Source organism: Pseudomonas sp. MM227 (assembly GCF_947090715.1).
Lineage (GTDB): Bacteria > Pseudomonadota > Gammaproteobacteria > Pseudomonadales > Pseudomonadaceae > Aquipseudomonas > Aquipseudomonas baltica.
In genome coordinates, this window is sequence record NZ_OX352319.1 from 2,731,916 (window position 1) to 2,754,478 (window position 22,563).

Sequence of the window (22,563 nt, forward strand, 5' to 3'; positions counted from 1 at the left end):
TCGTCGGGCTGCACCAGCGGTCGGGCGTGTGCGGTCTTTCACTGCGTCCGCTGTTCTGGTCAGGGATCAGTTTTCCTGGATGTGCCGGCGAAGAGCCGAAGATTCAAATCGCAGGTTTCAAACTGCGGGTCGTCAGATGATAATGCGAGACTTTATCATCTGATGCTCCGCGAGATCCTGCATGCACCTTTCGCACACCGACCCAGGCTTGGAAAGACTCTATCAGGATCATCATTCCTGGCTCCGGGCGTGGTTGTATGGCCGATTGCGCAATACCGCCGACGCCGCCGACCTGGCGCAGGATACCTTCGTGCGCTTGCTGCAGCGTCGTAGCGTGCAAACCATGGAGCAGCCGCGTGCCTACCTGCGAACGGTGGCCCGGGGTCTGGTCATCGACCTGTGGCGGCGTCGGGATATCGAAAGGGCCTGGCTGGAAACGCTGGCGGAACTGCCCTGCGAACAGGCGCCCTCGCCTGAAACGGGACTTCTGGTGATCGAGGCGCTGGTGGCCATCGACTGCCTCCTGGACAGCCTGCGCCCCATCGTGCGCCGGGCTTTCCTGCTCGCCCAGCTCGAAGGATTGAAGTGTCCCGCCATCGCCAGGGAGCTTGGGGTATCCGTGCCAAGCGTGGAGCGTTACCTCGCCCAGGCACTGCGCGCTTGCTACACCGCGACCTTCGCACAGGAAACACAGTGAGCACGCCATGTACCCTGGTGTCGCCGCAGATACTCGATGCGGCCATCGACTGGTCGCTCAAGATCAGCTTCAACACAGCCGACGCGGCGACCCACGACGCCTTCCGGCACTGGCTGGCGGCCGATGCCCGGCATGCCCTGGCCTGGCAACGCCTGCAAGGCCTGAATGAGCCCTTTGCGCGGCTGCCCGCCAGTGCCGCGATGAGCGCCCTGAACCGACTACCCACCGGACGCCTGCAGCGGCGGCAACTGCTCAAGCTGCTGGTGCTGGGTTCAGGCACCGCCGCGATTGGCTGTGGCACCCAACGGTATGCGCCCTGGCAACGCCTGCTCGCCGACTACAGCACCCGCACGGGGGAATTCCGTCGCTGGAAACTTCCCAGTGGCACCTTGCTCGAACTCAACACCGACAGCGCGGTGAAAGCCGACCTCGAAGGCGTGCAACGCGTCACCCTGTTGCGCGGCGAGATGGGTGTGACAACAGCCGGCAGTGGTTTGCCCCTGCAGCTGACAACGCCGCACTGCCGGGTGGATGCGCTTCATGCACGCTTCGAAGCCAGGCTGTTCGGGGACCACACGTGCCTGACAATCGCCGAGGGCACCGTCAAGCTGGAGGCGAGTGCCGGGCACGCAGCGCTCGAGATGCACGCAGGAGAGCAGTGGCTCGTCAGTCACTCAACGCTGCGGCGCACACCCGGGCCTGCCCCCGACCACGGTGCCTGGCGCAACGGTATGCTGATCGTTCGAAACCTGCCATTGGCTCAGGTGCTCGGCGAGCTGTCACGCTACCGGGTCGGTTACCTGAACTGGGAACAACGCATTGCCGCGCTGCCTGTCAGCGGTAACTTCAGTACCTTGCACGCCGATCAGTCGGTGGCGTTGATCGCCCGCGCCCATGGCCTGCACGTGCGAAAGATCACCCGCTATTGGTCCCACGTCGGCAAGGCAGCGTGAAACATCGATGCGCCGTGATGGGATTTCGAATCTGGGACGGCATAGCTCAGTGAATGCCTCACTCAATCCGTTCGAGATCCTCAAAGTGACCCAGCGCCCCTCGCCTCGCCTCCACCCTCGCCTGTTAGGTCGAACCGTCTTCCCTGCCGTGATCTGCTGGAGCCTCGCCGGTATCGCCGCCTCTGCGGTGCAGGCAGCCGACCTGCAACAGATCGATATCCAGCCGGGCAGCCTGGACAGCGCCTTGACCGAACTCAGCCGCAGCACCGGTGTGACCATCGTGTTCGATCCGCAACTGCTGGACAGCAAGCGCAGCCCAGGATTGCACGGTCGATTCAGTACCGACCAGGCCTTGGACGAGCTGCTGGGCGCCAGCGGAATCGGCGCCGTGAAACAGGGCGATGGTTTCGTCCTGATTGCCCTGACGACCGCCGGTGTCGGGCTCGACCTGGCGCCCACCCAGATCACCGGCAACCAACTGGGCAATATCACCGAAGGCACCGGCTCCTACACACCCGGCCTGATCGCCACGGCCACCCGGCTGGTACTGAGCCCCAGGCAGACACCGCAGTCAGTCACCGTCGTCACCCGTCAGCACATGGATGACTTCGCGCTGGACAATGTCGACGACGTGATGAGGCACACCCCAGGCATTACCGTCTCGGCCTATGACAGTGATCGCTCCAACTACTACGCTCGCGGTTTCTCGATCAACAACTTTCAGTACGATGGCATTCCATCTGCGGTACGCAATGTCGGCTATTCGGCCGGTAACTCGCTCAGCGACATGGCGGTCTACGACCGCATCGAAGTGCTCAAAGGGTCACCCGGCCTGCTGGTGGGTGCAGGCTCGCTGGGTGCCACGATCAATTTGATCCGCAAGAAGCCCACCACCGATTTCCAGGGGCATCTGAGCCTGGGCGCGGGCTCATGGGACAACTACCGCAGCGAAGTCGACGTCAGCGGATCGCTGACGTCGACCGGCAACGTACGCGGGCGTGCCGTGGCGGCCTATCAGGACAAGAATTCCTTCATGGACCGCTACGGCAGCCAGGCCGAGGTGTACTACGGCATTCTCGAGTTCGATCTTTCCCCGGACACGTTGCTGACCGTGGGCGGCGACTACCAGAACAATGATCCGCGCGGCTCGACCTGGTCTGGCAGTTTTCCTTTGCTCAACGCCGCCGGCGAGCGCAACGACGTCAAGCGCTCCTTCAGCAATGCCGCTGACTGGAGCAGCTGGAAGCAATACACGCGCACGGTATTCGCGACGCTGGAGCACCAGTTCGGTGATGGTTGGGTAACCAAGTTGCAACTGGACCACAAGATCAACGGCTATGACGCACAACTGGGCTCGATCCAGGGCGATACCCCAGCCGTCGACGGCACGGCCCGGCTCAATGGCCAGCGCTACCGTGGCGAAACCAGCAGCGATTCAGCCGATGCCTATGTCAGCGGTCCTTTCCAGTTCCTGGGCCGCGAACACGAGGTGGTTCTGGGCGGTTCGATCAGCAAGTCGCATTGGCAAGGCAAGGGCTTCTGGGATGTGACCTATCCCAACGGCAACCAGCTCGACTTCTTCAACTGGCACGGCAACGTCGACAAACCGGCCTGGGGTACCGCGCAGCAGATCAGCGACGATGTCGTTCGGCAGACCGGCGTCTACCTGACCACGCGCTTGAACGCGACCGACGATCTGCATTTCATCCTCGGTGGGCGCCTGGTCAACTACACCGTGACAGGCAATAACGACACCTATCGTGAAAGCGGTCGGCTGATCCCCTATGCCGGCACGGTCTACGACCTGAACGAGCAGTTGTCGGTGTATGCCAGCTACACCGACATCTTCATTGCACAGGATTCCTACAACCTGGATCGAAACCGCAAATTGCTCGAGCCCGATGAAGGCGAGAACTACGAAGTGGGCATCAAGGGCGAGTTTTTCGAAGGCCGGCTGAATGCCAGCCTGGCCTACTTTCAAGTCAAGGAAAGCAATCGGTCAGTGCCCGATGACGACTACAACAACCTCACCCCAACGCCTTCCAACTACGCGTTCAAGGGTACCGATGCGCAAACCAAGGGCTTTGAACTCGAAGTCTCCGGGGAGCTGGCGCAAGGTTGGCAGATGCAGGCCGGTTTTACCCATAAAGTGGTACGCGACGACAGCGGCGTGAAAATCTCGACGTTCGAGCCGGAAAACCAGTTCACCTTGTTCACTACCTACAATCTGCCCGGTGCGCTCGACCAGTGGACAGTGGGCGGCGGTGGACGCTGGCAGAGCAAGGCGTGGCAAGAGATCTGGAATTCGCCACGCGATACCTACGAAACCTTCGCCCAGAAGCAATACTGGGTGGTGGACCTCATGGCCAAGTACCAGATCACCCCGGCGTTATCGACCACGGTCAATCTCAACAACCTGTTCGACAAGTACTACTACACCAACATCGGCTTCTATAACTCGGCCGTCTATGGCGAGCCCAGGAACGTGATGATTACCACCCGATGGGACTTCTGACGACAGCCCACGCCGTTCTGACTGCACGGGCTGTCCGATGAACTGTCAGGCAGCTCGACGCTGACGCATGGCGCCGGTGATCAGCATGACGATGCCGGGCACGAGCAGCCCGATTGCTGTCCATCCGAACGCTTCCTGACCCGATGCGCCAAGCGCGGCAAAGACGCAACCGACTGCAAGCAAAGGGACAGCGGCGATGTAGAAAGGCTTGTTGGCATTCTTGCCCACAACGGATCCTCCTGATTTCTTTCCATTGAACCACATAGCTTTGCCAGCTTGAAGCGAGGGCGCATCCTGCGCATCGCAACAAGTCACACAGCGCTGAGCGCGCCCATGCTCAGAAGCCCGATGACGCCCAGGCCGAGCGCGATGCGGTAGTACACAAATGGCATGTAGCTCTTGGTCGAAACCAGCTTGAGGAAGACCACGATCACCCCGTAGCCGACGACGAACGCAATGATCGTGGCCAGCAATGTTGGGCCGCCGGAGAAAGTGCTGGATTCACCCCAGCTGCGGTACAGCTGGTAGAAGCCCGAAGCGATCACCGCCGGCACCGCCAGCAGGAATGAATAACGCGCTGCAGCCTCACGCGTGTAGCCCATTATCAGCCCGGCGGTAATGGTGCCGCCTGAGCGTGATACGCCCGGAATCAGGGCCAGCGCCTGGGCAAAGCCGAAAACCAGGCCATGGGTCCAGGTCAGTTGATCGAGCTTGCGCTCCTTGCGCCCCATTTTATCCGCTGCGGCCAAGATCAGCGCGAACACGATGAGCATGGTTGCCGTGAGGTAAAGATTGCGCAGGCTTCCTTCGATATAGTCCTTGAACAGCAGTCCAAGGATCGAGATCGGCAAGGTGCCGATGATGATCAGCCAGCCCATTCTGGCGTCCGGATGGCTGCGGTAAGAGGCGTCAGCCAGCGACTTGATCCAAGCCATGGCAATGCGCAGGATATCCTTGCGAAAGTACAGCAGCACTGCTGCTTCGGTACCCAGCTGGGTAATGGCAGTGAACGCAGCGCCTGGGTCACCGCCAGAGGGTAACAATGGCCCGATGATGCGCAAGTGCGCGCTGGAGGATACCGGCAAGAATTCGGTCAGTCCCTGGACCAACCCCAGAATAATGGCTTCCAGCCAGATACTTAATTCACTCACGCCTCAGCAGCTCCCAATTAGTTTTATCAGTCGGGCTGCCGTAAATGGCAACACACAGGATACGTCGGGAGTAACTGACCGCTGGATCGGATAAAGATTCTTGAGCGCCAGCAATGATTTGAATTCGATGCTTGAGGCTATGTCCCAGCGGCGCGAGATCGCCAAGAAGATCTACCGACGAGTCAACGCAATCGCGGAGCTGTCGAAGAATGGTTCTGGAACACATACCCAGAAGTTCTGGAGCACATGCCTTTTCGATCGCCCAAAGAAAAACCCCGCAGACGTTAATCTGCGGGGTTCTCGATGATGGAGGCCGAGGTCGGAATCGAACCGGCGTAGGCGGATTTGCAATCCGCAGCATAACCACTTTGCTACTCGGCCCCAAACGTGAAGCAAGAAACTGCTGCACGCAAACAAACTGGAGCGGGAAACGAGACTCGAACTCGCGACCCCGACCTTGGCAAGGTCGTGCTCTACCAACTGAGCTATTCCCGCATCGTGTTGACGGGCGCCATTCTATCTAATCGGCGACACCCGTCAAGCCCTTGATTCAAAAATAGTTTTATTTCTTCTCGGCTGTGATGCGCAAGTGCGGCCAGGCGGCGCGCAGGTATTGCAGCATGGACCACAAGGTCAGTGCGGCGGCGACCAGCAAAAGGGCGTAGCCCAGGATGACCCAGAAGGTGGCCGCCTTGGGGTTGGCCAGCAGGATGACCAAAGCCAGCATCTGCGCGGCGGTTTTCCATTTGCCCATGTTGGACACTGCGACCTGGGCACGTGCGCCGATCTCGGCCATCCACTCGCGCAGCGCCGAGACGACGATTTCGCGACCGATGATGATCGCCGCCGGCAGGGTCAGCCAGAAGTTGGCATGTTCCTGCACCAGCAGCACCAGGGCCACCGCCACCATGAGTTTGTCGGCCACTGGATCGAGGAACGCACCGAATGGTGTGCTCTGCTCCCAACGGCGGGCCAGGTAGCCGTCCAGCCAGTCGGTTGCCGCCGCTATAGCGAACACGGTGCTGGCTGCCATATAGCTCCAATGGTAAGGCAGATAGAACAGCAATATGAAGAACGGTATCAGCAGGACGCGCAGTACGGTAAGCAAGTTAGGGATATTCATCGGCACAACTGGCTGCAAGGTGAGATGGCATTCTACTCGCTGTGCAGGTTTGCATAAATCGACTCTGCCAGCTTTTTACTGATTCCCGGTGCCTTGGCGATTTCCTCGACACTGGCGCGGGCGATTTCCTGCAGCCCGCCGAAATGCTTGAGCAACTCGCGGCGACGCTTGGGGCCCACGCCTGCAACCCCTTCCAGGGTCGAGGTGCGACGTGTCTTGCCACGTCGCGCGCGGTGACCGGTGATCGCAAAACGGTGGGCTTCGTCACGAATCTGCTGGATCAGGTGCAGCGCCGGCGAGTCGCCCTTGAGGGTGAATTCGTGGGCGACGTCGTTCAGGTACAGCGTTTCGAAGCCGGCCTTGCGGGTCGTGCCCTTGGCCACGCCGAGCAGGATGAGGTCGGGAATGGCCAGTTCGTTCAGCACTTCACGGGCCATGTTCAACTGGCCCTTGCCGCCGTCCACCAGCAGCACGTCGGGCAGCTTGCCCTCGCCTGCCTTGATCTTGCTGAAGCGGCGCATGAGCGCCTGGTGCATGGCCGCATAGTCATCGCCTGCGGTGACGCCTTCGATATTGTAGCGGCGGTAATCCGACTTGATCGGCCCTTCGGGCCCGAACACCACGCACGACGCCACGGTGGCTTCGCCGCTGGAGTGACTGATGTCGTAGCATTCCAGCCGCTGCGGTGGCTCGTCCAGGTTCAGCACCTCGGCCAACGCGTCGAACCGCGCAGCCACGTGCTGGCGATTGGCGAGCCGTGCGCCCAGCGCCTGCTCGGCGTTGGTCACGGCCAGCTGCTGCCAGCGTGCGCGGGTGCCGCGCACGCGATGGCTGAGGCTCAATTCACGACCACGCAAAGTATCGAGGGCATCGAGCAACGCTTCGTGGTCTTCGGGAATGACGTTGACGATCAACTCGCTCGGCAAGTCGCGCTCGGAGCTACCCAGATAGTACTGCGAGAGAAACGCCGACATGACTTCGGCGACTTCTTCTTCGATACCCACCTGCGGGAAGAAATTCTTGCTGCCCAGCACCCTGCCGGCACGCACGGTGATCAGGTGTACGCACGCGCCGCCCGGGTTGACGAAGGCAGCGATGACGTCGACGTCGCCGCTGCCGCCTTCCATGCTCTGCTGATCCTGGACGCGCCGCAGCAGGCCGATCTGGTCGCGCAGTTGCGCGGCCTCTTCGAACTGCAGGTCCATCGCCGCCTTCTCCATGCTGGCGGAAAGCTCGTTGGTCAACTGGTTGCTGCGCCCTTCCAGGAACATCACCGAATGGCGGACGTCTTCGGCATATTCAGGCGCCTCCACGAGCCTCACGCACGGCGCCTTGCAGCGCTTGATCTGGTGTTGCAGGCACGGGCGCGTGCGGTTTCTGAAGTAGCTGTCCTCGCACTGGCGAACGAAGAAGGTCTTCTGCAACAGGCTCAGGCTCTCGCGAATGGCTCCTGCGCTCGGATAGGGACCAAAGTAGCGACCCTTGGCCTTCTTGGCGCCGCGATGGATGCTCAGTCGCGGAAACTCGCCGTCGGAAAGAAACACGTACGGATAGGATTTGTCATCGCGCAGCAGGATGTTATAGGGCGGCCGCCACTCCTTGATCAGGGTCTGCTCGAGCAGCAAAGCCTCGGTTTCGTTGGCCGTGATGGTGGTTTCGATCTGCTGGATCTTGCCCACCAGGGCAGCGGTCTTGGGCGCCTGGCCGGTTTTTCGAAAATAGCTGGCCAGGCGTTTCTTGAGGTTCTTGGCCTTGCCCACGTAAAGCAGGCGCATGGCGTCGTCGAACATCCGGTACACGCCCGGACGTCCGCTGCAGGTGGCAAGAAAGGCACTGGGATCGAATGCAGCAGTCATGGTCAAAGGTTGGTGTCTACCATGCCGTGCCGCACCGCCAGCAGGGTCAATTCCACATCGCTGGTCACGGAGAGCTTCTCGAAGATCCGGTAGCGGTAGGTGTTGACCGTTTTTGGCGACAGGCACAGCTTGTCTGAGATGATCTGGACTTTCTGGCAGCCAACGATCATCAGGGCAATCTGGATTTCCCGTTCGGACAGCAGATCGAACGGCGAATTACTGGTCTGCGGCTGGAACGACTTGAGCGCCAATTGCTGGGCAATCTGCGGACTGATGTAACGCTGGCCGGCGAATACCAGGCGAATCGCCTGGACCATTTCGGCCAGCCCTGCCCCCTTGGTCAGGTAACCGGCGGCACCGGCTTGCAGCAGGCGCGTCGGAAACGGGTCTTCCTCGCAGACAGTGACGGCCACCACCTTTATGTCGGGATGGCTGCGCAGCAATTTGCGAGTCGCCTCGAGACCACCGATACCGGGCATCTTGACGTCCATCAGCACCACGTCCGGCTTGAGATCGCGAGCATACTGCAACGCCCCCTCGCCCGACTCTGCCTGCCCTACGACCTGCAGGTCGTCGATATCGGCCAGCATGCGGGTGATACCGGTACGGACCAGGTCGTGATCGTCGACTACTAGAACCCGAATCAAACGGACACCTCGTAATAGTGGTCTCGGGGAATGCTGCCACATTACCAAACATTGCCGCCTCGGACCTAGCTCAAAGCGTCATGAATATGGCGTGGGGCGTCGGTGCGGAAGATCAGTCCGGGGTATTTCTCGCCCGTGTTTTTTTCTGGACCGTACTGCGCGTTGAATAGTTCGCCGCCATCTCGGCCAGGCTGCTGGCCAGATTGCCCAAGACCGCTTGGCCGGAAGTAGGAAGTGTCCGATATGTCTCTAGGACTTTTTCCTCTCCGCCGCTGAGAGCCTGCTCGGCCAATGGCGTCCGGCGGCCCAGCACGACGTAGAGAACGTCGACGCCTATCGTCGAAACGGCCGCCAAGTAATCGGCCCGTGGTGATCTTTCGCCGTTTTCGTATTTGCCCTGCGCATTGGGTTCGACACCACCCACCTGGCCAAACTCTCGTTGCGTGAGCTCCAAACGCTCGCGCTCTTCCCTTAGTCGGGGACCGATTCCAGTCATTTGAATGTATAATCCTTTATCGAAACACCCGAAACGGTGCGAAATAAAACTACTTTGAACCCTCTAAAACGGACTTGAACTATGCATGGTATACGGACTGCCGCACAAGCCAGAGCCTGGCTCGATCAGCAAGGGAAATCGGTACAAGAGTTTGCGCGCGAGCACGGCGTGGACCCTGCCACCACCTATCAGGTGTTGGCAGGACGCAAGAAGGGGCGGCGTGGCGAGGCGCACCGGGGCGCCGTATTGCTGGGCATGAAACTAGGCATCATCAGCGCAGCACTGGAGAACGGCCAGCGCTGACCGCACGTAGTCAACGGGCGGGGCTGGGCAGCACGTACTCCATGCGCAGGAAGCTGTCCTGCTCCCCCACCACCTCGAAACCGTGGCGGCCATAGAGCCGCTGCGCGGGGTTGTCCTTGAACACCATCAGACGCACCCGCGGCAAGCGTTCACTACGCGCTTGCCGCATCACCTGCTCGAGCACCCAGTGACCCACGCCCTGGCCACGATACGCCGGCAACAGATGCACCTCGCGAATGAACAAGGCATGGGCATCCCTGGAAAGGCTCATATAGCCCAGCGGCAATGCATCGCGACAGATCAATCGGTTGTCGCGCCAATGCCAGGCCTGATCGAAACCCTCGTCCAGCCACAGCAGATCGTGACGGCCGTAGTAAGGCAGCATCGCTCGCCGAGTGAGGTCTCGAGCGAAACGCAGATCCTGATCGACAGCCGGCCGCAGGTACAAAGTCATTGCATCCTCCCCACGTCAAGAATGAGCTTGAATCCTTCGCCATGGCTGAAGTAAGCTCCAGCCATCCACCGGAGACTATCAATGTCGCACAACACCTTCAGCCCTGCATCCTTGCCTGCGACCTGCGCAGCGATGACGGCTGTCCGTGCACCGGCAAACGTTTATTTTGGGTATTGGTTTAGCCACTGGCGCGCCTGATACCCAATATCGGCGCCCATTTCACAGGGGTCGCCGACAGAGAACTCTCAACCCCCAGTCGGCCTCCCGACTGGGGGTTTTTGCTTTTCAGGGCTTCATGTTTTTTTCGGCACTTTCGCCACGAAATCGAGGAACGCTTCATGAACAACTTCACTTATTACCGTTTCGACATCCGCAACCTCTGGCGATTTAGCAACCTCCGTTCGGGCCAGCCTGCCGCCTCCGACCGGTCGTTGATGGGTGGCATGACCCGCAGTCCAGACTCCCCGGCACTTTGTCGAACACCTTGACAGGGCAGCGCATGCGGGCAAGCACCCCGCCGCTGTCCAGGACCCAGACCATGAACAACAGCCTGACCACTCTGCACCCTACCCCTGCTGTCCAGACTCGCGCAGCCGCAACTGCCGCCGCGGCAAAAGACGCCGCCAACACGCCGGCGACTCACCGCCTGCCCACGCATTTCGCGCTCAAGCAGCAACTGCCCCTTGCCGATCACCTGGGTACCCAGGTCCAAGCCCATCGCCAAGCCATCCGCGCCATTCTCGAAGGCCGTGACCCACGCCTGCTGGTCGTAGTGGGCCCCTGCTCCCTGCACGATCCGAAGTCCGCGCTGGAGTACGCACGCAACCTGAGCCAGTTGGCGCAGGAGTTAGAGGGCGAGATGCTGCTGGTGATGCGCGCCTACGTGGAGAAACCACGCACCACGGTGGGCTGGAAAGGCCTGGCATACGATCCTTACCTGGACGGCACCGACGACATGGCGGGCGGCCTGACCCTGTGCCGCGACCTGATGCGGGAAATGCTGCGCCTGGGCCTGCCACTGGCGAGCGAAGTATTGCAACCCATGGCCTCAGGGTACTTCGACGACCTGTTGAGCTGGGTGGCGATCGGTGCACGCACCACGGAATCGCAGATCCACCGCGAACTGGCCAGCGGCCTGGGGATCCCGGTCGGCTTCAAGAATGGTACCGATGGCGGCGTTGCCGTCGCGTGTGATGCCATGCGCAGTGCGGCCCATGCCCATCGCCATTTCGGCATCGATCCGCAGGGGCACCCGGCCATGATCGACACCACTGGCAATCCCGACACTCACCTGGTGTTGCGCGGGGGGCACCGGGGGCCCAACCATGACCGGCAGAGCATTGCCCAGGTGCACAACGATCTGGCCAAAGCGGGTGTGAAGGCGCGCATCATGGTCGACTGCAGCCATGCCAACAGTGGCAAGGACCCATTGCGCCAGCCAGCGGTGTTCGACGACGCGCTGCAGCAGCGCCTGGACGGTGACCGGTCATTGGTGGCGGTCATGCTGGAAAGCCACCTGCAGGAAGGCAGCCAGCCGATCAGCGGGCACATGCGCTACGGCGTGTCGGTCACCGACGGTTGCCTGGGTTGGGCCGCCACCGAGCGACTGCTGCGCCAAGGTGCCGAGCGCCTGCGCGGCGCTGCCGAGGTTTGATGCACCTGCGTGAGCCTGCGCCGATCCGGATCCGGCTCGGCGCAGGCAACCAATTGGACAGGGTCGAGTCCAATCTGCACGTTCTGAACATCGGAGATCATCATGAAACTCATCCCGTGCGCCGGTCTGGTGCTGTGTCTGGCACTGCTGCAAGGCTGCTTCGACAGCGCCGACAAGAGCACCACCAAAGGCAACAACGACGGCACCCCTTCCTCGGTACAGATGCAGAAGCCCGATCAGTCCAAGGATAAATAAGCGTCGGCGCCTGCCCCCACAGGCGCTTTCATGAAATGATGGCGGCTTTCCCGCTCGCATCTCCTGCGCACAAGGACTGTCGCCAGCATGCCGCTGACACTTGCCGCCTCCAAACGCAAATTTTCACGCCTGCTGTTGCCCTGGCTGGCAGCCGCAATACCACTGGCCAGTGGTGCGGTCATGCTGACCTGGGAAGCCGGTCGTTCGCTGCAGCTTGCAGCGGCGCGCACCAGCCAGTTGGCGGTCGAGCAATTCGAACTCATCCTCGATAACGTTGCGGCAGCGGCGGATGCCGTTCTGCCCCTGTCCGGACAACCCTGCGCGCAGGTACAACCGGCGCTGCTGGACCAGGTGACCCGGCGGCCCTTCGTGCGCTCGGTGAATCTTATCCAGGGCGACACTCTTTACTGCAGCTCCCTGTCGGGCGCAGTGAGCGAAAACGTGAATCCGCTCGATTACGTCGATGGGCAGCTGTGGCTGCTGCCCGGCAATTCGGTGACGCCCGACCGCGGCTTGTTGATCTACCGCGCCGTCCGTGGCGAGGCCAGCGCGCTCAGCACCGTCGACGGTTATCACCTGGCCAACGCCTTGCGCATGATGGGCTCGACCTACTCGATCACCCTGCACGTCGGGCGCAGCTGGATCGAAGCCAGCGGCGAGGTTCATCAGGGCGCGCCGCTGCCTGCCGCAGGCGGGCAAACTCGACTGCAGTCCGCGCGCTACCCGTTCAGCGTGGTCAGCGGCATCCCGCAAGGTGCGCGCTGGACGTTGATACGCGAGCAGTACGCCGGCATGTTCGGCCTGCTGTTGCTCATCTCGGCGGTGGTCGGCCTGCTCTGCCGGTGGGTGATGAGTCGTTCCGGCTCGCGCTATCAGGAGCTGCAGCGTGCATTGGACGCCGAGGAGTTCGTGCCCTTCTTCCAGCCGGTGGTGTTCAGCGAGGACGGCCGCTGGGCGGGCGCCGAAGTGCTCATGCGCTGGCAACATCCTCGCGAAGGCCTGGTCCGCCCCGACCTGTTCATTCCCTACGCCGAGGACTGCGGGCTGATCGTACCGATGACCCGGTTGCTGATGAAGCGCACCGCACAGCAACTGGGGAGCTGCCTGGATCAGCTGCCGCACGGCTTTCATGTCGGCATCAATATCACCGCCCAGCATTGCCTGGATTCAGCGTTGTTCGATGACTGCAAGGCGTTCCTCGACGCGTTTCCGAAAGACCGGATCGCCTTGACCCTGGAATTGACCGAACGCGAGCTGATCCAGCCCTGCGCGCAGATTCACGCGCTGTTCGAACGGCTGCGCGGGTTGGGCGTGAGCATCGCCATCGACGACTTCGGCACCGGGCAGTCCAGCCTGAGCTACCTGCAGCAGTTCCAGGTCGACTTCCTCAAGATCGACCAGAGCTTCGTGGCCATGATCGGCGTCAATACGCTTTCGCGGCATGTGCTGGACAGCATCATCGAGCTGTCGGCCAAACTCGAACTGCAAGTGGTTGCCGAAGGCGTGGAAACCGACGAACAACGCGCTTACCTCGCCGCACGCCACGTGAAATATCTGCAGGGTTATCTGTTTGCCAAGCCAATGCCGCTGGCGGATTTCGCGCACGCCTTGCGCCGTCTCTGAAAGCAGTGGTTGTACCCTGCCCGCCTGCCTGAGATCATTGTCGGCTCAGTCAGGTTTTTCGCGCTTCGAGGCTCCCGTGTCCAAAGGCATCATCACGTCCGTCACAGCGTCCACTCTGTTCGCCGTGATGTATTTCTATACCTCGCTGCTGACACCGCTGAGCGGCGAAGAGATGTTCGGCTGGCGCATGCTGCTGACCTTGCCGTGCGTGACCCTGTTCATGTGGCTCAGTGCCGATCTGCATCTGGTCGCCAGGGTGTGGCGCAACATTGCCCAGCGCCCGGTGCTGCTGCTGGGCTCCATAGGTACCTCGGCGCTGATGGGTGTGCAGCTGTGGCTGTTCCTCTGGGCGCCGCTGCACGGGCGCAGCCTGGAAGTGTCGTTAGGTTATTTTCTGCTGCCGCTGACCATGGTCCTCACAGGCCGCCTGGTGTATGGCGAACAGCTCTCGCACCTGCAGAAGCTGGCGGTGTTCTGCGCAGCCTGCGGTGTAGGCCACGAGTTGTTCCAGCATGGTCGGTTCGCCTGGGAAACGTTGCTCGTGGCTGCCGGCTATCCGGTGTATTTCGTGTTGCGTCGCGCGTGCGGCAATGATCACCTGGGCGGTTTATGGACGGACATGTGCCTGATGCTGCCGGCCGCGCTGCTGTTCATCGTGCAAGGGCAGCTGTCGCCGGCCGACATGGAAGCGCGACCGCTGCTGTACGCTCTGATACCGATTCTTGGCGTCATCAGTGCATCGGCGTTGATCTGCTACGTGATGGCCAGCCGTCTGTTGCCATTCAGCCTGTTCGGGCTGCTCAGCTACGTCGAGCCGGTGCTGTTGGTGGGGGTGGCATTGCTGCTGGGCGAGAGCATCGCGCCAGACCAGTGGCTGACCTACTTGCCGATCTGGCTGGCGGTGCTGGTGCTGATGTTCGAAGGCGCCAAGCACTTGGCGCGCTCGCGTCGCGCCGTGTGATTGCTCGCGGTTTCGCTACACCTCCAGCGCTTGCTTGCGCAGGAGCACCTGTTTGACCCGGCGCTCCTCCACGGTCAGCACGGTCAGGCTCCATTGCTCCCATTGCAGCGTGTCGCCTTGCTTGGGCAAACGGTCCAGCAGACTCATGACCATGCCCGCCAGGGTCTGGTAGTCATTGGTCGGCGCTGCATCGAAACCGATGCGCGTCTGCAGCTGCTTGAGGTCCAACGCTGCACTCACGCGATAGCCCTCTTCCTGCTCGACGATATCGGGGGCCTGCACTTCGCTGGCGTCGGGCAGCTCGCCGGCAATCGACTCGAGAATGTCGGTCATGGTCAGAATGCCGATGAAGCCACCGAACTCGTTGACCACGAAGGCAATGTGCGTGGACTGCGCACGCATCTGCTCCAGGGCGTTGAGAATGCTGAAGGTTTCGAGCAGGTTGATCGGCTGGCGCGCCAGGCTGGCCAGGTCCGGTGCGTCGCCCGCCAGCAGTTGCTTGAGCAACTCCTTCTTGTGCACGAAACCCAGAGGCTCGTCCACCTGGCCTTGTGCGATCAATGGCAGGCGTGAGTAGGACGACTGCATCAAGGTCTGCTCGGTGACTTCGCGCGACGCACCCAGGTCCAGGCAGTCAACCTGGGCACGCACGGTCATGATGCTGCGGATGGGTTTTTCGGCCAGGTTCAACACCCCACTGATCATCACCCGCTCACGTCGATCGAACAGCGCTTCGCTCTGCTCCTGGCCCACCAGGTCTTCGATTTCCTCGTCCATGGCTTCGCTGGCCGGACGCCGGCCACCCAGCAGGCGCAGCACGGCGTGGGCGGTACGCTCGCGCATCGGCCGGTCCTGATGCTTGTGCTTGCGCCGTGCCCGAGCGATCTGGTTGAACACCTCGATGAGAATCGAGAAACCGATCGCGGCGTAGAGATAACCCTTGGGGATGTGGAAGCCCAGGCCTTCGGCGGTCAGGGCGAAGCCGATCATCATCAGGAAGCCCAGGCACAGCATGATCACGGTCGGGTGGCCGTTGACGAAGCGCGTCAACGGCTTGCTGGCGATGATCATCAGGCCGATGGAGAAGATCACCGCGATCATCATGATCGACAATTCGTCCACCATGCCCACGGCGGTGATCACCGCATCCAGGGAGAACACAGCGTCCAGCACGACGATCTGCGCGACGATTGGCCAGAACAGGGCGTAGGTCTTGACGCCAGCCCGCTGCGCGACATGGCCTTCGAGCCTTTCATGCAACTCCATGGTCGCCTTGAACAGCAGGAAGATACCGCCGAACAGCATGATCAGGTCGCGCCCGGAGAACGATTTGCCGAACACCTCGAACAGCGGCTCGGTCAGCGTCACCATCCAGGAAATGCTGGCCAGCAGGCCCAGGCGCATGATCAACGCCAGCGACAGGCCGATCACCCGCGCGCGGTCACGCTGATGCGGGGGCAGCTTGTCGGCGAGAATCGCGATGAATACCAGGTTGTCGATGCCCAGTACCAGTTCCAGGACGATCAGGGTCGCCAGGCCTAGCCAGGCCGTGGGGTCGGCTAGCCATTCCATGGAAGGGTACTCATCAGGCAGAAGGAGGATGTTGCATGAAGCGCGGGACTGGGAGGTTCCGTGACGGGATTCATAGAGGTCTTGAGTAGTTTCGGAGTCTGATCCTACCGCCCGGCGTACTGATTCCTACAGCGGGAAAGTATTTCAAGGCTTGTACGGCTGTGCCTTGGGGCTGTGCCCTGCCGTCAGGTGCTGGCCTGTAAAAATCGTTAGCTAGCTTTGTATTTTTCCGGAAAATCAAGCACTTCCGATGATGTTCATCATTCGCAATGATAGTTACCTTCGAACCATTCGATTCGTCGATTGTCCCGTCTGCGCCGCATGATCCGCCCATCGTTGATGCTCCCTTACTTCACTTGGCGGATCTGCACATGCACCAGTCACTCACTCCGTTGCGTTTTCCGTTGGCGGCCCTTGCGCTGATGGTCATCGCCGCTTGCGGAAAAACACCCGATGTCGCTCAGGCGCCTGCTGCACCCAAGGTTACCGTGGCCCAGGTGCTGGAACAGCCGGTCAATGAATGGGACGAGTTCACCGGGCGCCTGGAAGCACCGGAAACCGTCGAGATTCGCCCACGCGTGTCGGGCCAGATTGACCAGGTAGCCTTCACCGAGGGCGCCCTGGTGAACAAGGGCGACCTGCTGTTCCAGATCGATCCGCGGCCTTTCCAGGCCGAAGTGCGGCGCCTGGAAGCGCAACTTCAACAGGCCCGTGCCAGCTCCGCACGCAGCGACAACGAAGCGCAGCGTGGACAGCGCCTGCAGGCGAGCAACGCCATTTCCGCCGAGCTGGCCGAGACCCGTGCCACCGCGGCGCAAGAGTCGCGCGCCGCGCTCGCCGGCATCCAGGCACAGCTCGACCTGGCCCGGCTGAACCTGAGCTTCACCCGCGTCACGGCGCCGATTTCCGGGCGCGTCAGCCGTGCTGAAATAACCGCAGGCAACATCGTCAGCGCCGACGTGACGCCGCTGACCAGCGTGGTCTCTACCGACAAGGTGTATGCCTACTTCGATGCCGACGAGCGCGTGTACCTCAAGTACACCCAGCTCGCCCGCCAGGGCCAGCGCGGCCAGACCACCCCGGTGTATCTGGGGCTGTCCAACGAGGCGGGCAACCCGCACCTGGGGCACATGAATTTCGTCGACAACCAGGTCAATCCCAAGACCGGGACCATCCGCGGTCGCGCCGTGTTCGACAACAAGGACGGCAGCTTCACCCCCGGCCTGTACGCACGGCTGAAACTAGTGGGCAGCGCCACCTATTCGGCAGTGCTGATCAAGGACGAAGCGGTGGGCACCGACCTGGGCAAGAAGTTTGTGCTGGTGATGGACCAGGACAACAAGGCCGCCTACCGCAGCATCGAGTTGGGCCCCAAGCTGGAGGGCCTGCGCATCGTGCGCAGTGGCCTGAACAAGGATGAGCGCATCGTCATCAATGGCCTGCAGCGGGTTCGTCCCGGTTCCCAGGTCGATCCCGAAGTCGCCCAGATGGCCAGCCCTGCCACCCTCGCCGCCCTGGCCGAACAGCGCCATGCCCTGGAAGCCAGCAACACGCCCGCTGCTGCGGTCAAGGTTGCCAGCGTTTCGACTCCACGCGGTTAAGAGATCACTGCGATGAACTTCTCTCAATTCTTCATCAAGCGGCCGATCTTCGCCGCCGTGCTGTCGCTGATCATTCTGATCGCCGGCGCCATCTCGCTGTTCCAGCTGCCGATCAGCGAGTACCCCGAAGTGGTCCCGCCGACCGTGGTGGTGCGTGCCAGCTTCCCCGGCGCCAACCCCAAGGTCATCGGTGAAACCGTGGCCGCGCCGCTCGAGCAGGCCATCACCGGTGTCGAGAACATGCTGTACATGTCCTCGCAGTCTACCGCCGACGGCAAGCTGACCCTGACCCTGACCTTCGCTTTGGGCACCGATCTGGACAATGCCCAGGTGCAGGTGCAGAACCGAGTGACGCGCACCCAACCCAAGCTGCCCGAAGAAGTCACGCGGATCGGCATTACCGTGGACAAGGCCTCACCGGACTTGACCATGGTGGTCCACCTGACCTCCCCCGACCAGCGCTACGACATGCTCTACCTGTCCAACTACGCGACCTTGAACATCAAGGACGAACTGGCCAGGCTCAATGGCATTGGCGACGTGCAGTTGTTCGGCATGGGCGACTACTCGCTGCGGGTCTGGCTTGACCCGAACAAGACCGCTTCGCGCAACCTGACGGCCACCGACGTGGTCACCGCCATTCGTGAGCAGAACCGTCAGGTTGCCGCTGGCCAGCTGGGCGCGCCGCCTGCGCCCAACGCCACCAGTTTCCAGATGTCGGTCAACACCCAGGGCCGCCTGGTCACCGAGGAAGAATTCGAGAACATCGTCGTGCGCGCCGCCGACGACGGCGAAATCACCCGGCTCAAGGACATTGCCCGCGTGGAGCTGGGTTCCAGCCAATACGCGTTGCGCTCGCTGCTGAACAACCAACCGGCGGTGGCCCTGCCGATCTTCCAGCGCCCCGGTTCCAATGCCATCGACGTGTCCAATCAGGTTCGGGCGAAAATGGCCGAACTCAAGCAGTCGTTCCCTGAAGGCATGGACTACAGCATCGTCTACGACCCGACCATCTTCGTGCGCGGCTCGATCGAGGCGGTGGTACACACCTTGTTCGAAGCGCTGATCCTGGTCGTGCTGGTGGTGATCCTGTTCCTGCAGACCTGGCGCGCCTCGATCATTCCGCTGGTGGCCGTGCCGGTGTCGCTGATCGGCACCTTCGCCGTCATGCACATGTTCGGCTTTTCGCTCAACGCGTTGTCGCTGTTCGGACTGGTGCTGGCCATCGGTATCGTCGTGGACGACGCCATCGTGGTGGTAGAGAACGTCGAGCGCAACATCGAGCTGGGGCTGGAACCGGTGGCCGCCACCGAGCGGGCCATGCGCGAAGTGACCGGGCCGATCATCGCCACTGCGCTGGTGCTGTGTGCGGTGTTCGTGCCGGCAGCGTTCATCTCCGGGCTCACCGGGCAGTTCTACAAGCAGTTCGCCCTGACCATCGCCATTTCCACGGTCATTTCGGCGTTCAACTCGTTGACCCTGTCGCCGGCGCTGGCGGCCGTGCTGCTCAGGGCACACGACGCACCCAAGGACCGCTTCTCCCGGCTGCTCGACAAACTGCTCGGCGGCTGGCTGTTCCGGCCGTTCAACCGCTTCTTCGAAAAGGCCAGCCATGGCTATGTCGGCACCGTGGCGCGGGTGATCCGCAGCAGCGGTATCGCGATGCTGGTGTATGCAGGGTTCATGGTGCTGACCTGGTTCGGTTTCGCCAACACCCCAACCGGTTTCGTGCCTTCCCAGGACAAGCAGTACCTGGTGGCGTTCGCGCAGTTGCCGGACGCCGCCAGCCTGGACCGCACCGAAGATGTGATCAAGCGCATGTCGGACATCGCCTTGAAGCAGCCAGGCGTGGAGAACGCCATCGCCTTCCCCGGCCTGTCGATCAACGGCTTCACCAACAGCCCGAACAACGGCATCGTGTTCGTCGCGCTCAAGGACTTCGATCAGCGCAAGGACGCCAGCCTGTCGGCCAATGCCATCGCCGCCGAGCTCAACGGCAAGTTCGCCGGTATCCAGGACGCCTACATGGCGATCTTCCCACCACCGCCGGTGATGGGCCTGGGCACCATCGGTGGTTTCCGCCTGCAGGTTCAGGATCGCGGCAACCTGGGCTATGACGAGTTGTACAAGCAGACCCAGAACATCATCGCCAAGAGCCGCAGCGTGCCGGAACTGGCCGGGCTGTTCACCAGCTACACAGTGAACGTGCCGCAGGTGGATGCCTCGATCGATCGGGAAAAGGCCAAGACCCATGGCGTGGCCATCAGCGATATCTTCGATACCCTGCAGGTGTACCTGGGCTCGCTGTACGCCAACGACTTCAACCGCTTCGGGCGCACCTATCAGGTCAACGTCCAGGCCGAGCAGCAGTTCCGCCTGGAGGCCGAGCAGATTGGCCAGCTCAAGGTGCGCAACGATCGCGGCGAGATGATCCCGCTGGCCACGTTCATCAAGGTCAGCGATACCGCAGGGCCTGATCGCGTGATGCACTACAACGGCTTTGTCACGGCGGAAATCAACGGCGCGGCTGCACCCGGCTACAGTTCGGGCCAGGCCCAGGCGGCGGTGGAGAAGCTGCTCAAGGACGAACTGCCCAACGGCATGGCCTACGAATGGACCGAGCTGACCTACCAGCAGATTCTGGCAGGCAACACCGCCCTGTTCGTGTTCCCGCTGTGCGTGCTGCTGGCCTTCCTGGTGCTGGCGGCGCAGTACGAAAGCTGGAGCCTGCCGCTGGCGGTGATCCTGATCGTGCCCATGACCCTGCTCTCGGCGATTGCCGGGGTGATGATCGCGGGCAGCGACAACAATATCTTCACCCAGATCGGCCTGATCGTGCTGGTCGGACTGGCGTGCAAGAACGCGATCCTGATCGTCGAATTCGCCAAGGACAAGCAGGAGGAAGGCCTCGACCCGCTGGCCGCCGTGCTGGAGGCATGCCGCTTGCGGCTACGGCCGATCCTGATGACCTCGTTCGCGTTCATCATGGGCGTGGTGCCGCTGGTGCTGTCGTCCGGCGCAGGTGCCGAGATGCGCCATGCCATGGGCGTGGCAGTGTTCTCCGGCATGCTGGGGGTGACTTTCTTCGGCCTGCTGCTGACCCCGGTGTTCTTCGTGCTGATCCGTCGCCATGTCGAGCGTCGCCAGGCCCGCAAGGCGGATCGCGCGCTCAAGCTTGAGGTACAACCATGAACCGCTTGAAACCCCTTCTGCCCAGCCTGCTGGTGATGGCCCTGGCCGCGTGCGCGGTGGGCCCTGACTACCGCGCGCCGCAGGCGTTGGATGCGACCGTGGCGGCTGCGCAAGATGCTCGTTACTACCGCGCCGAGCAGTTCGATGCGGTGTGGTGGCAGCAATTCGACGACCCGACGCTCAATCGGCTGGTCAACGAATCGCTGCAGGGCAACCGCGAGCTGCGCGTGGCCTTCGCCCGCCTCAAGGCATCTCGGGCGATCCGCGACGACGTGGCCAACGATCGCTTCCCGGTGGTGACCAGCCGCGCCAGCAGCGAGATCGGCAAGAGCCAGATACCTGGCCAGACCAACGACCGGGTCAATACCGAGCGCTACGACCTGGGCCTGGACATGGCCTGGGAAGTCGATTTGTTCGGGCGCATCCAGCGTCAGTTGGAAGTCAGTTACGCCCAGCAGGGTGAAGCCGCGGCCAACCTGCAGCAGTTGCAGGTCACGTTGATCGCGGACCTGGTGGATGCCTACGGACAACTGCGCGGCGCTCAGTTGCGCGAGAAGATCGCCCTGGCCAACCTGAAGAACCAGCAGGATTCGCGCGGCATCACCCGCAGCCTGGAGGAAGCCGGCGTCGGCAATCAACTGGACGTGGTGCGTGCCGATGCACGCCTGGCCGCGGTCGAAGCGACCGTGCCGCAGCTGCAGGCCGAGCAGGTGCGGGCACGCAACCGCATCGCCACCCTGCTCGGCCAGCGCCCCGATCAACTCAGCGTCGATCTGAGCCCGGCGCAGCTGCCGGCCATTGCCAAGGCGCTGCCGATCGGTGATCCGACCCAGTTGCTGCGCCGTCGTCCGGACATTCGCAGTGCCGAACGCCGACTGGCAGCCGCCACCGCACAGATCGGCGTGGCCACCGCCGATCTGTTCCCACGGGTCACCCTCACTGGTTTCCTTGGGTTCACCGCAGCGCGTGGTTCGCAGATCGGTTCGTCGGCAGCCAATGCCTGGGGCCTGGGGCCGAGCATCACCTGGGCGGCTTTCGATCTGGGCAGCGTGCGCGCGCAGATTCGCGCAGCCAACGCCGATGCAGAGGGCGCGCTGGCCAGCTACGAGCAGGATGTGTTGCTGGCGCTGGAGGAATCGGAAAACGCCTTCAGTGACTACGGCAAGCGCCAGCAGCGTCTGCAGGCCTTGATGCGCCAGAGCGATTCCAGCCGCGCCGCGGCGGCGCTGGCGTCGATCCAGTACCGCGAAGGCACGGCCGATTACCTGGTGCTGCTCGATGCCGAGCGCGAGCGCTTGAGCGCCGAAGACGCCCAGGCCCAGGGCGAAACCGAGCTGTATCGCGGCATCGTGGCAATCTACAAGGCACTGGGCGGTGGCTGGCAGCCGGACACGCTGGCACGCCGGTAGCCCGGGAACGGCCGCCGTCACGCGGGAAAAACGTCGACGGTCGATGGTAGGATAGGCGCCATCCAGGCACCTCGGGGGCCGCTGTCGGGCATGTCTGCCTG

The 22,563-nt window shown here is 62.1% G+C and carries 20 protein-coding genes and 2 tRNA genes; 12 read left to right on the forward strand and 10 right to left on the reverse strand.

Features of this window, described 5'->3' with window-relative positions; translation table 11 throughout:
• The first annotated feature begins 181 nt into the window (after window positions 1–181).
• Genes ONG87_RS12270 through ONG87_RS12280 form a run of 3 tightly spaced genes read left to right on the forward strand, consistent with a single transcriptional unit; the run spans window position 182 to window position 4,165 of the window.
• Window positions 182–697 (forward strand): sigma-70 family RNA polymerase sigma factor, encoded by a 516-nt coding sequence (locus ONG87_RS12270; protein ID WP_264381355.1) that lies wholly within the window; start codon window positions 182–184, stop codon window positions 695–697.
• Window positions 694–1,650: a FecR domain-containing protein gene (locus tag ONG87_RS12275; protein WP_264381356.1), complete on the forward strand. Its 957-nt coding sequence runs from the start codon at window positions 694–696 to the stop codon at window positions 1,648–1,650. Before ONG87_RS12270 ends, ONG87_RS12275 begins: the two co-directional genes overlap by 4 nt.
• Window positions 1,651–1,657: 7 nt before the next feature.
• Window positions 1,658–4,165 carry a TonB-dependent siderophore receptor gene (locus ONG87_RS12280; protein WP_301335536.1) on the forward strand — a complete coding sequence of 836 codons (2,508 nt, stop codon included), beginning with the start codon at window positions 1,658–1,660 and terminating at the stop codon, window positions 4,163–4,165.
• A 45-nt stretch (window positions 4,166–4,210) separates the two neighbouring features.
• Here the strand turns inward: ONG87_RS12280 and ONG87_RS12285 are convergent, their stop codons facing one another.
• The 8 genes from ONG87_RS12285 to ONG87_RS12320 all read right to left on the reverse strand — a co-directional run bounded on the left by ONG87_RS12285 (window position 4,211) and on the right by ONG87_RS12320 (window position 9,438).
• Window positions 4,211–4,393, reverse strand: a complete 183-nt coding sequence (locus ONG87_RS12285) for a hypothetical protein (protein ID WP_264381357.1) — start codon at window positions 4,391–4,393, stop codon at window positions 4,211–4,213.
• An 83-nt stretch (window positions 4,394–4,476) separates the two neighbouring features.
• Window positions 4,477–5,316, reverse strand: coding sequence for an undecaprenyl-diphosphate phosphatase (locus tag ONG87_RS12290; protein ID WP_264381358.1), 840 nt, complete (start codon window positions 5,314–5,316; stop codon window positions 4,477–4,479).
• A 307-nt stretch (window positions 5,317–5,623) separates the two neighbouring features.
• A tRNA-Cys gene (locus tag ONG87_RS12295) sits at window positions 5,624–5,697 on the reverse strand.
• Window positions 5,698–5,735: 38 nt separating this feature from the next.
• A tRNA-Gly gene (locus tag ONG87_RS12300) sits at window positions 5,736–5,811 on the reverse strand.
• 67 nt (window positions 5,812–5,878) lie between these two features.
• Window positions 5,879–6,439, reverse strand: coding sequence for a CDP-diacylglycerol--glycerol-3-phosphate 3-phosphatidyltransferase (gene pgsA / locus ONG87_RS12305; RefSeq protein WP_122477422.1), 561 nt, complete (start codon window positions 6,437–6,439; stop codon window positions 5,879–5,881).
• Between the two features lie 32 nt (window positions 6,440–6,471).
• Window positions 6,472–8,295 carry an excinuclease ABC subunit UvrC gene (gene uvrC / locus ONG87_RS12310; protein WP_122715717.1) on the reverse strand — a complete coding sequence of 608 codons (1,824 nt, stop codon included), beginning with the start codon at window positions 8,293–8,295 and terminating at the stop codon, window positions 6,472–6,474.
• 2 nt (window positions 8,296–8,297) lie between these two features.
• Window positions 8,298–8,942: a UvrY/SirA/GacA family response regulator transcription factor gene (gene uvrY, locus ONG87_RS12315; RefSeq protein WP_122477418.1), complete on the reverse strand. Its 645-nt coding sequence runs from the start codon at window positions 8,940–8,942 to the stop codon at window positions 8,298–8,300.
• Window positions 8,943–9,054: 112 nt separating this feature from the next.
• Complete coding sequence (locus tag ONG87_RS12320; RefSeq protein WP_122477417.1) at window positions 9,055–9,438, reverse strand: helix-turn-helix domain-containing protein; 384 nt, start codon at window positions 9,436–9,438, stop codon at window positions 9,055–9,057.
• Between the two features lie 81 nt (window positions 9,439–9,519).
• On the opposite strand from ONG87_RS12320, the gene ONG87_RS12325 reads away from it, so the two are divergent.
• Complete coding sequence (locus ONG87_RS12325; RefSeq protein WP_264381359.1) at window positions 9,520–9,741, forward strand: DNA-binding protein; 222 nt, start codon at window positions 9,520–9,522, stop codon at window positions 9,739–9,741.
• Window positions 9,742–9,751: 10 nt separating this feature from the next.
• On the opposite strand, the gene ONG87_RS12330 is transcribed toward ONG87_RS12325, so the two are convergent.
• On the reverse strand, window positions 9,752–10,195 hold the full coding sequence (locus tag ONG87_RS12330) for an N-acetyltransferase (protein WP_264381360.1): 444 nt from the start codon (window positions 10,193–10,195) through the stop codon (window positions 9,752–9,754).
• A gap of 338 nt (window positions 10,196–10,533) precedes the next feature.
• Between ONG87_RS12330 and ONG87_RS12335 the strand changes: the two genes are divergently transcribed.
• From ONG87_RS12335 to rarD, 5 genes are all read left to right on the forward strand, one after another.
• Window positions 10,534–10,683: a hypothetical protein gene (locus tag ONG87_RS12335; protein WP_185793061.1), complete on the forward strand. Its 150-nt coding sequence runs from the start codon at window positions 10,534–10,536 to the stop codon at window positions 10,681–10,683.
• 50 nt (window positions 10,684–10,733) lie between these two features.
• Window positions 10,734–11,849, forward strand: a complete 1,116-nt coding sequence (locus tag ONG87_RS12340; protein ID WP_264381361.1) for a 3-deoxy-7-phosphoheptulonate synthase — start codon at window positions 10,734–10,736, stop codon at window positions 11,847–11,849.
• Window positions 11,850–11,951: 102 nt separating this feature from the next.
• On the forward strand, window positions 11,952–12,104 hold the full coding sequence (locus ONG87_RS12345; RefSeq protein ID WP_163007546.1) for a hypothetical protein: 153 nt from the start codon (window positions 11,952–11,954) through the stop codon (window positions 12,102–12,104).
• Between the two features lie 87 nt (window positions 12,105–12,191).
• Window positions 12,192–13,727, forward strand: coding sequence for a cyclic diguanylate phosphodiesterase (locus ONG87_RS12350; RefSeq protein WP_122477410.1), 1,536 nt, complete (start codon window positions 12,192–12,194; stop codon window positions 13,725–13,727).
• Between the two features lie 76 nt (window positions 13,728–13,803).
• The gene (rarD, locus tag ONG87_RS12355) at window positions 13,804–14,688 is read left to right on the forward strand and encodes an EamA family transporter RarD (RefSeq protein ID WP_122796432.1); all 885 of its coding nucleotides are present in this window, start codon (window positions 13,804–13,806) and stop codon (window positions 14,686–14,688) included.
• Between the two features lie 15 nt (window positions 14,689–14,703).
• On the opposite strand, the gene ONG87_RS12360 is transcribed toward rarD, so the two are convergent.
• The gene (locus ONG87_RS12360; protein WP_264381362.1) at window positions 14,704–16,260 is read right to left on the reverse strand and encodes a TerC family protein; all 1,557 of its coding nucleotides are present in this window, start codon (window positions 16,258–16,260) and stop codon (window positions 14,704–14,706) included.
• A gap of 371 nt (window positions 16,261–16,631) precedes the next feature.
• Here ONG87_RS12360 and mexE point away from each other — a divergent pair, with 371 nt between their 5' ends.
• The 3 genes from mexE to ONG87_RS12375 are packed head-to-tail and all read left to right on the forward strand — an operon-like array spanning window position 16,632 to window position 22,462.
• The gene (gene mexE / locus ONG87_RS12365; protein ID WP_122478236.1) at window positions 16,632–17,861 is read left to right on the forward strand and encodes a multidrug efflux RND transporter periplasmic adaptor subunit MexE; all 1,230 of its coding nucleotides are present in this window, start codon (window positions 16,632–16,634) and stop codon (window positions 17,859–17,861) included.
• Between the two features lie 12 nt (window positions 17,862–17,873).
• Complete coding sequence (locus ONG87_RS12370; RefSeq protein WP_122477407.1) at window positions 17,874–21,053, forward strand: efflux RND transporter permease subunit; 3,180 nt, start codon at window positions 17,874–17,876, stop codon at window positions 21,051–21,053.
• Window positions 21,050–22,462 carry an efflux transporter outer membrane subunit gene (locus tag ONG87_RS12375; RefSeq protein WP_264381363.1) on the forward strand — a complete coding sequence of 471 codons (1,413 nt, stop codon included), beginning with the start codon at window positions 21,050–21,052 and terminating at the stop codon, window positions 22,460–22,462. The genes ONG87_RS12370 and ONG87_RS12375 overlap by 4 nt, the downstream gene beginning before the upstream one ends.
• The last annotated feature ends 101 nt before the right edge of the window (window positions 22,463–22,563 follow it).

What these genes read in the sequence shown, in the direction of transcription:
- ONG87_RS12375 (WP_264381363.1), top strand. Translation starts at nt 21,050, where the DNA reads ATGAACCGCTTGAAACCCCTTCTGCCCAGCCTGCTGGTGATGGCCCTG.
- ONG87_RS12350 (WP_122477410.1), top strand. Translation starts at nt 12,192, where the DNA reads ATGCCGCTGACACTTGCCGCCTCCAAACGCAAATTTTCACGCCTGCTG.
- ONG87_RS12330 (WP_264381360.1), bottom strand. Translation starts at nt 10,195, where the DNA reads ATGACTTTGTACCTGCGGCCGGCTGTCGATCAGGATCTGCGTTTCGCT.
- mexE (WP_122478236.1), top strand. Translation starts at nt 16,632, where the DNA reads ATGCACCAGTCACTCACTCCGTTGCGTTTTCCGTTGGCGGCCCTTGCG.
- ONG87_RS12280 (WP_301335536.1), top strand. Translation starts at nt 1,658, where the DNA reads ATGCGCCGTGATGGGATTTCGAATCTGGGACGGCATAGCTCAGTGAAT.
- uvrC (WP_122715717.1), bottom strand. Translation starts at nt 8,295, where the DNA reads ATGACTGCTGCATTCGATCCCAGTGCCTTTCTTGCCACCTGCAGCGGA.
- ONG87_RS12270 (WP_264381355.1), top strand. Translation starts at nt 182, where the DNA reads ATGCACCTTTCGCACACCGACCCAGGCTTGGAAAGACTCTATCAGGAT.
- ONG87_RS12345 (WP_163007546.1), top strand. Translation starts at nt 11,952, where the DNA reads ATGAAACTCATCCCGTGCGCCGGTCTGGTGCTGTGTCTGGCACTGCTG.
- ONG87_RS12325 (WP_264381359.1), top strand. Translation starts at nt 9,520, where the DNA reads ATGCATGGTATACGGACTGCCGCACAAGCCAGAGCCTGGCTCGATCAG.
- ONG87_RS12335 (WP_185793061.1), top strand. Translation starts at nt 10,534, where the DNA reads ATGAACAACTTCACTTATTACCGTTTCGACATCCGCAACCTCTGGCGA.
- ONG87_RS12370 (WP_122477407.1), top strand. Translation starts at nt 17,874, where the DNA reads ATGAACTTCTCTCAATTCTTCATCAAGCGGCCGATCTTCGCCGCCGTG.
- ONG87_RS12340 (WP_264381361.1), top strand. Translation starts at nt 10,734, where the DNA reads ATGAACAACAGCCTGACCACTCTGCACCCTACCCCTGCTGTCCAGACT.
- ONG87_RS12360 (WP_264381362.1), bottom strand. Translation starts at nt 16,260, where the DNA reads ATGGAATGGCTAGCCGACCCCACGGCCTGGCTAGGCCTGGCGACCCTG.
- pgsA (WP_122477422.1), bottom strand. Translation starts at nt 6,439, where the DNA reads ATGAATATCCCTAACTTGCTTACCGTACTGCGCGTCCTGCTGATACCG.
- ONG87_RS12320 (WP_122477417.1), bottom strand. Translation starts at nt 9,438, where the DNA reads ATGACTGGAATCGGTCCCCGACTAAGGGAAGAGCGCGAGCGTTTGGAG.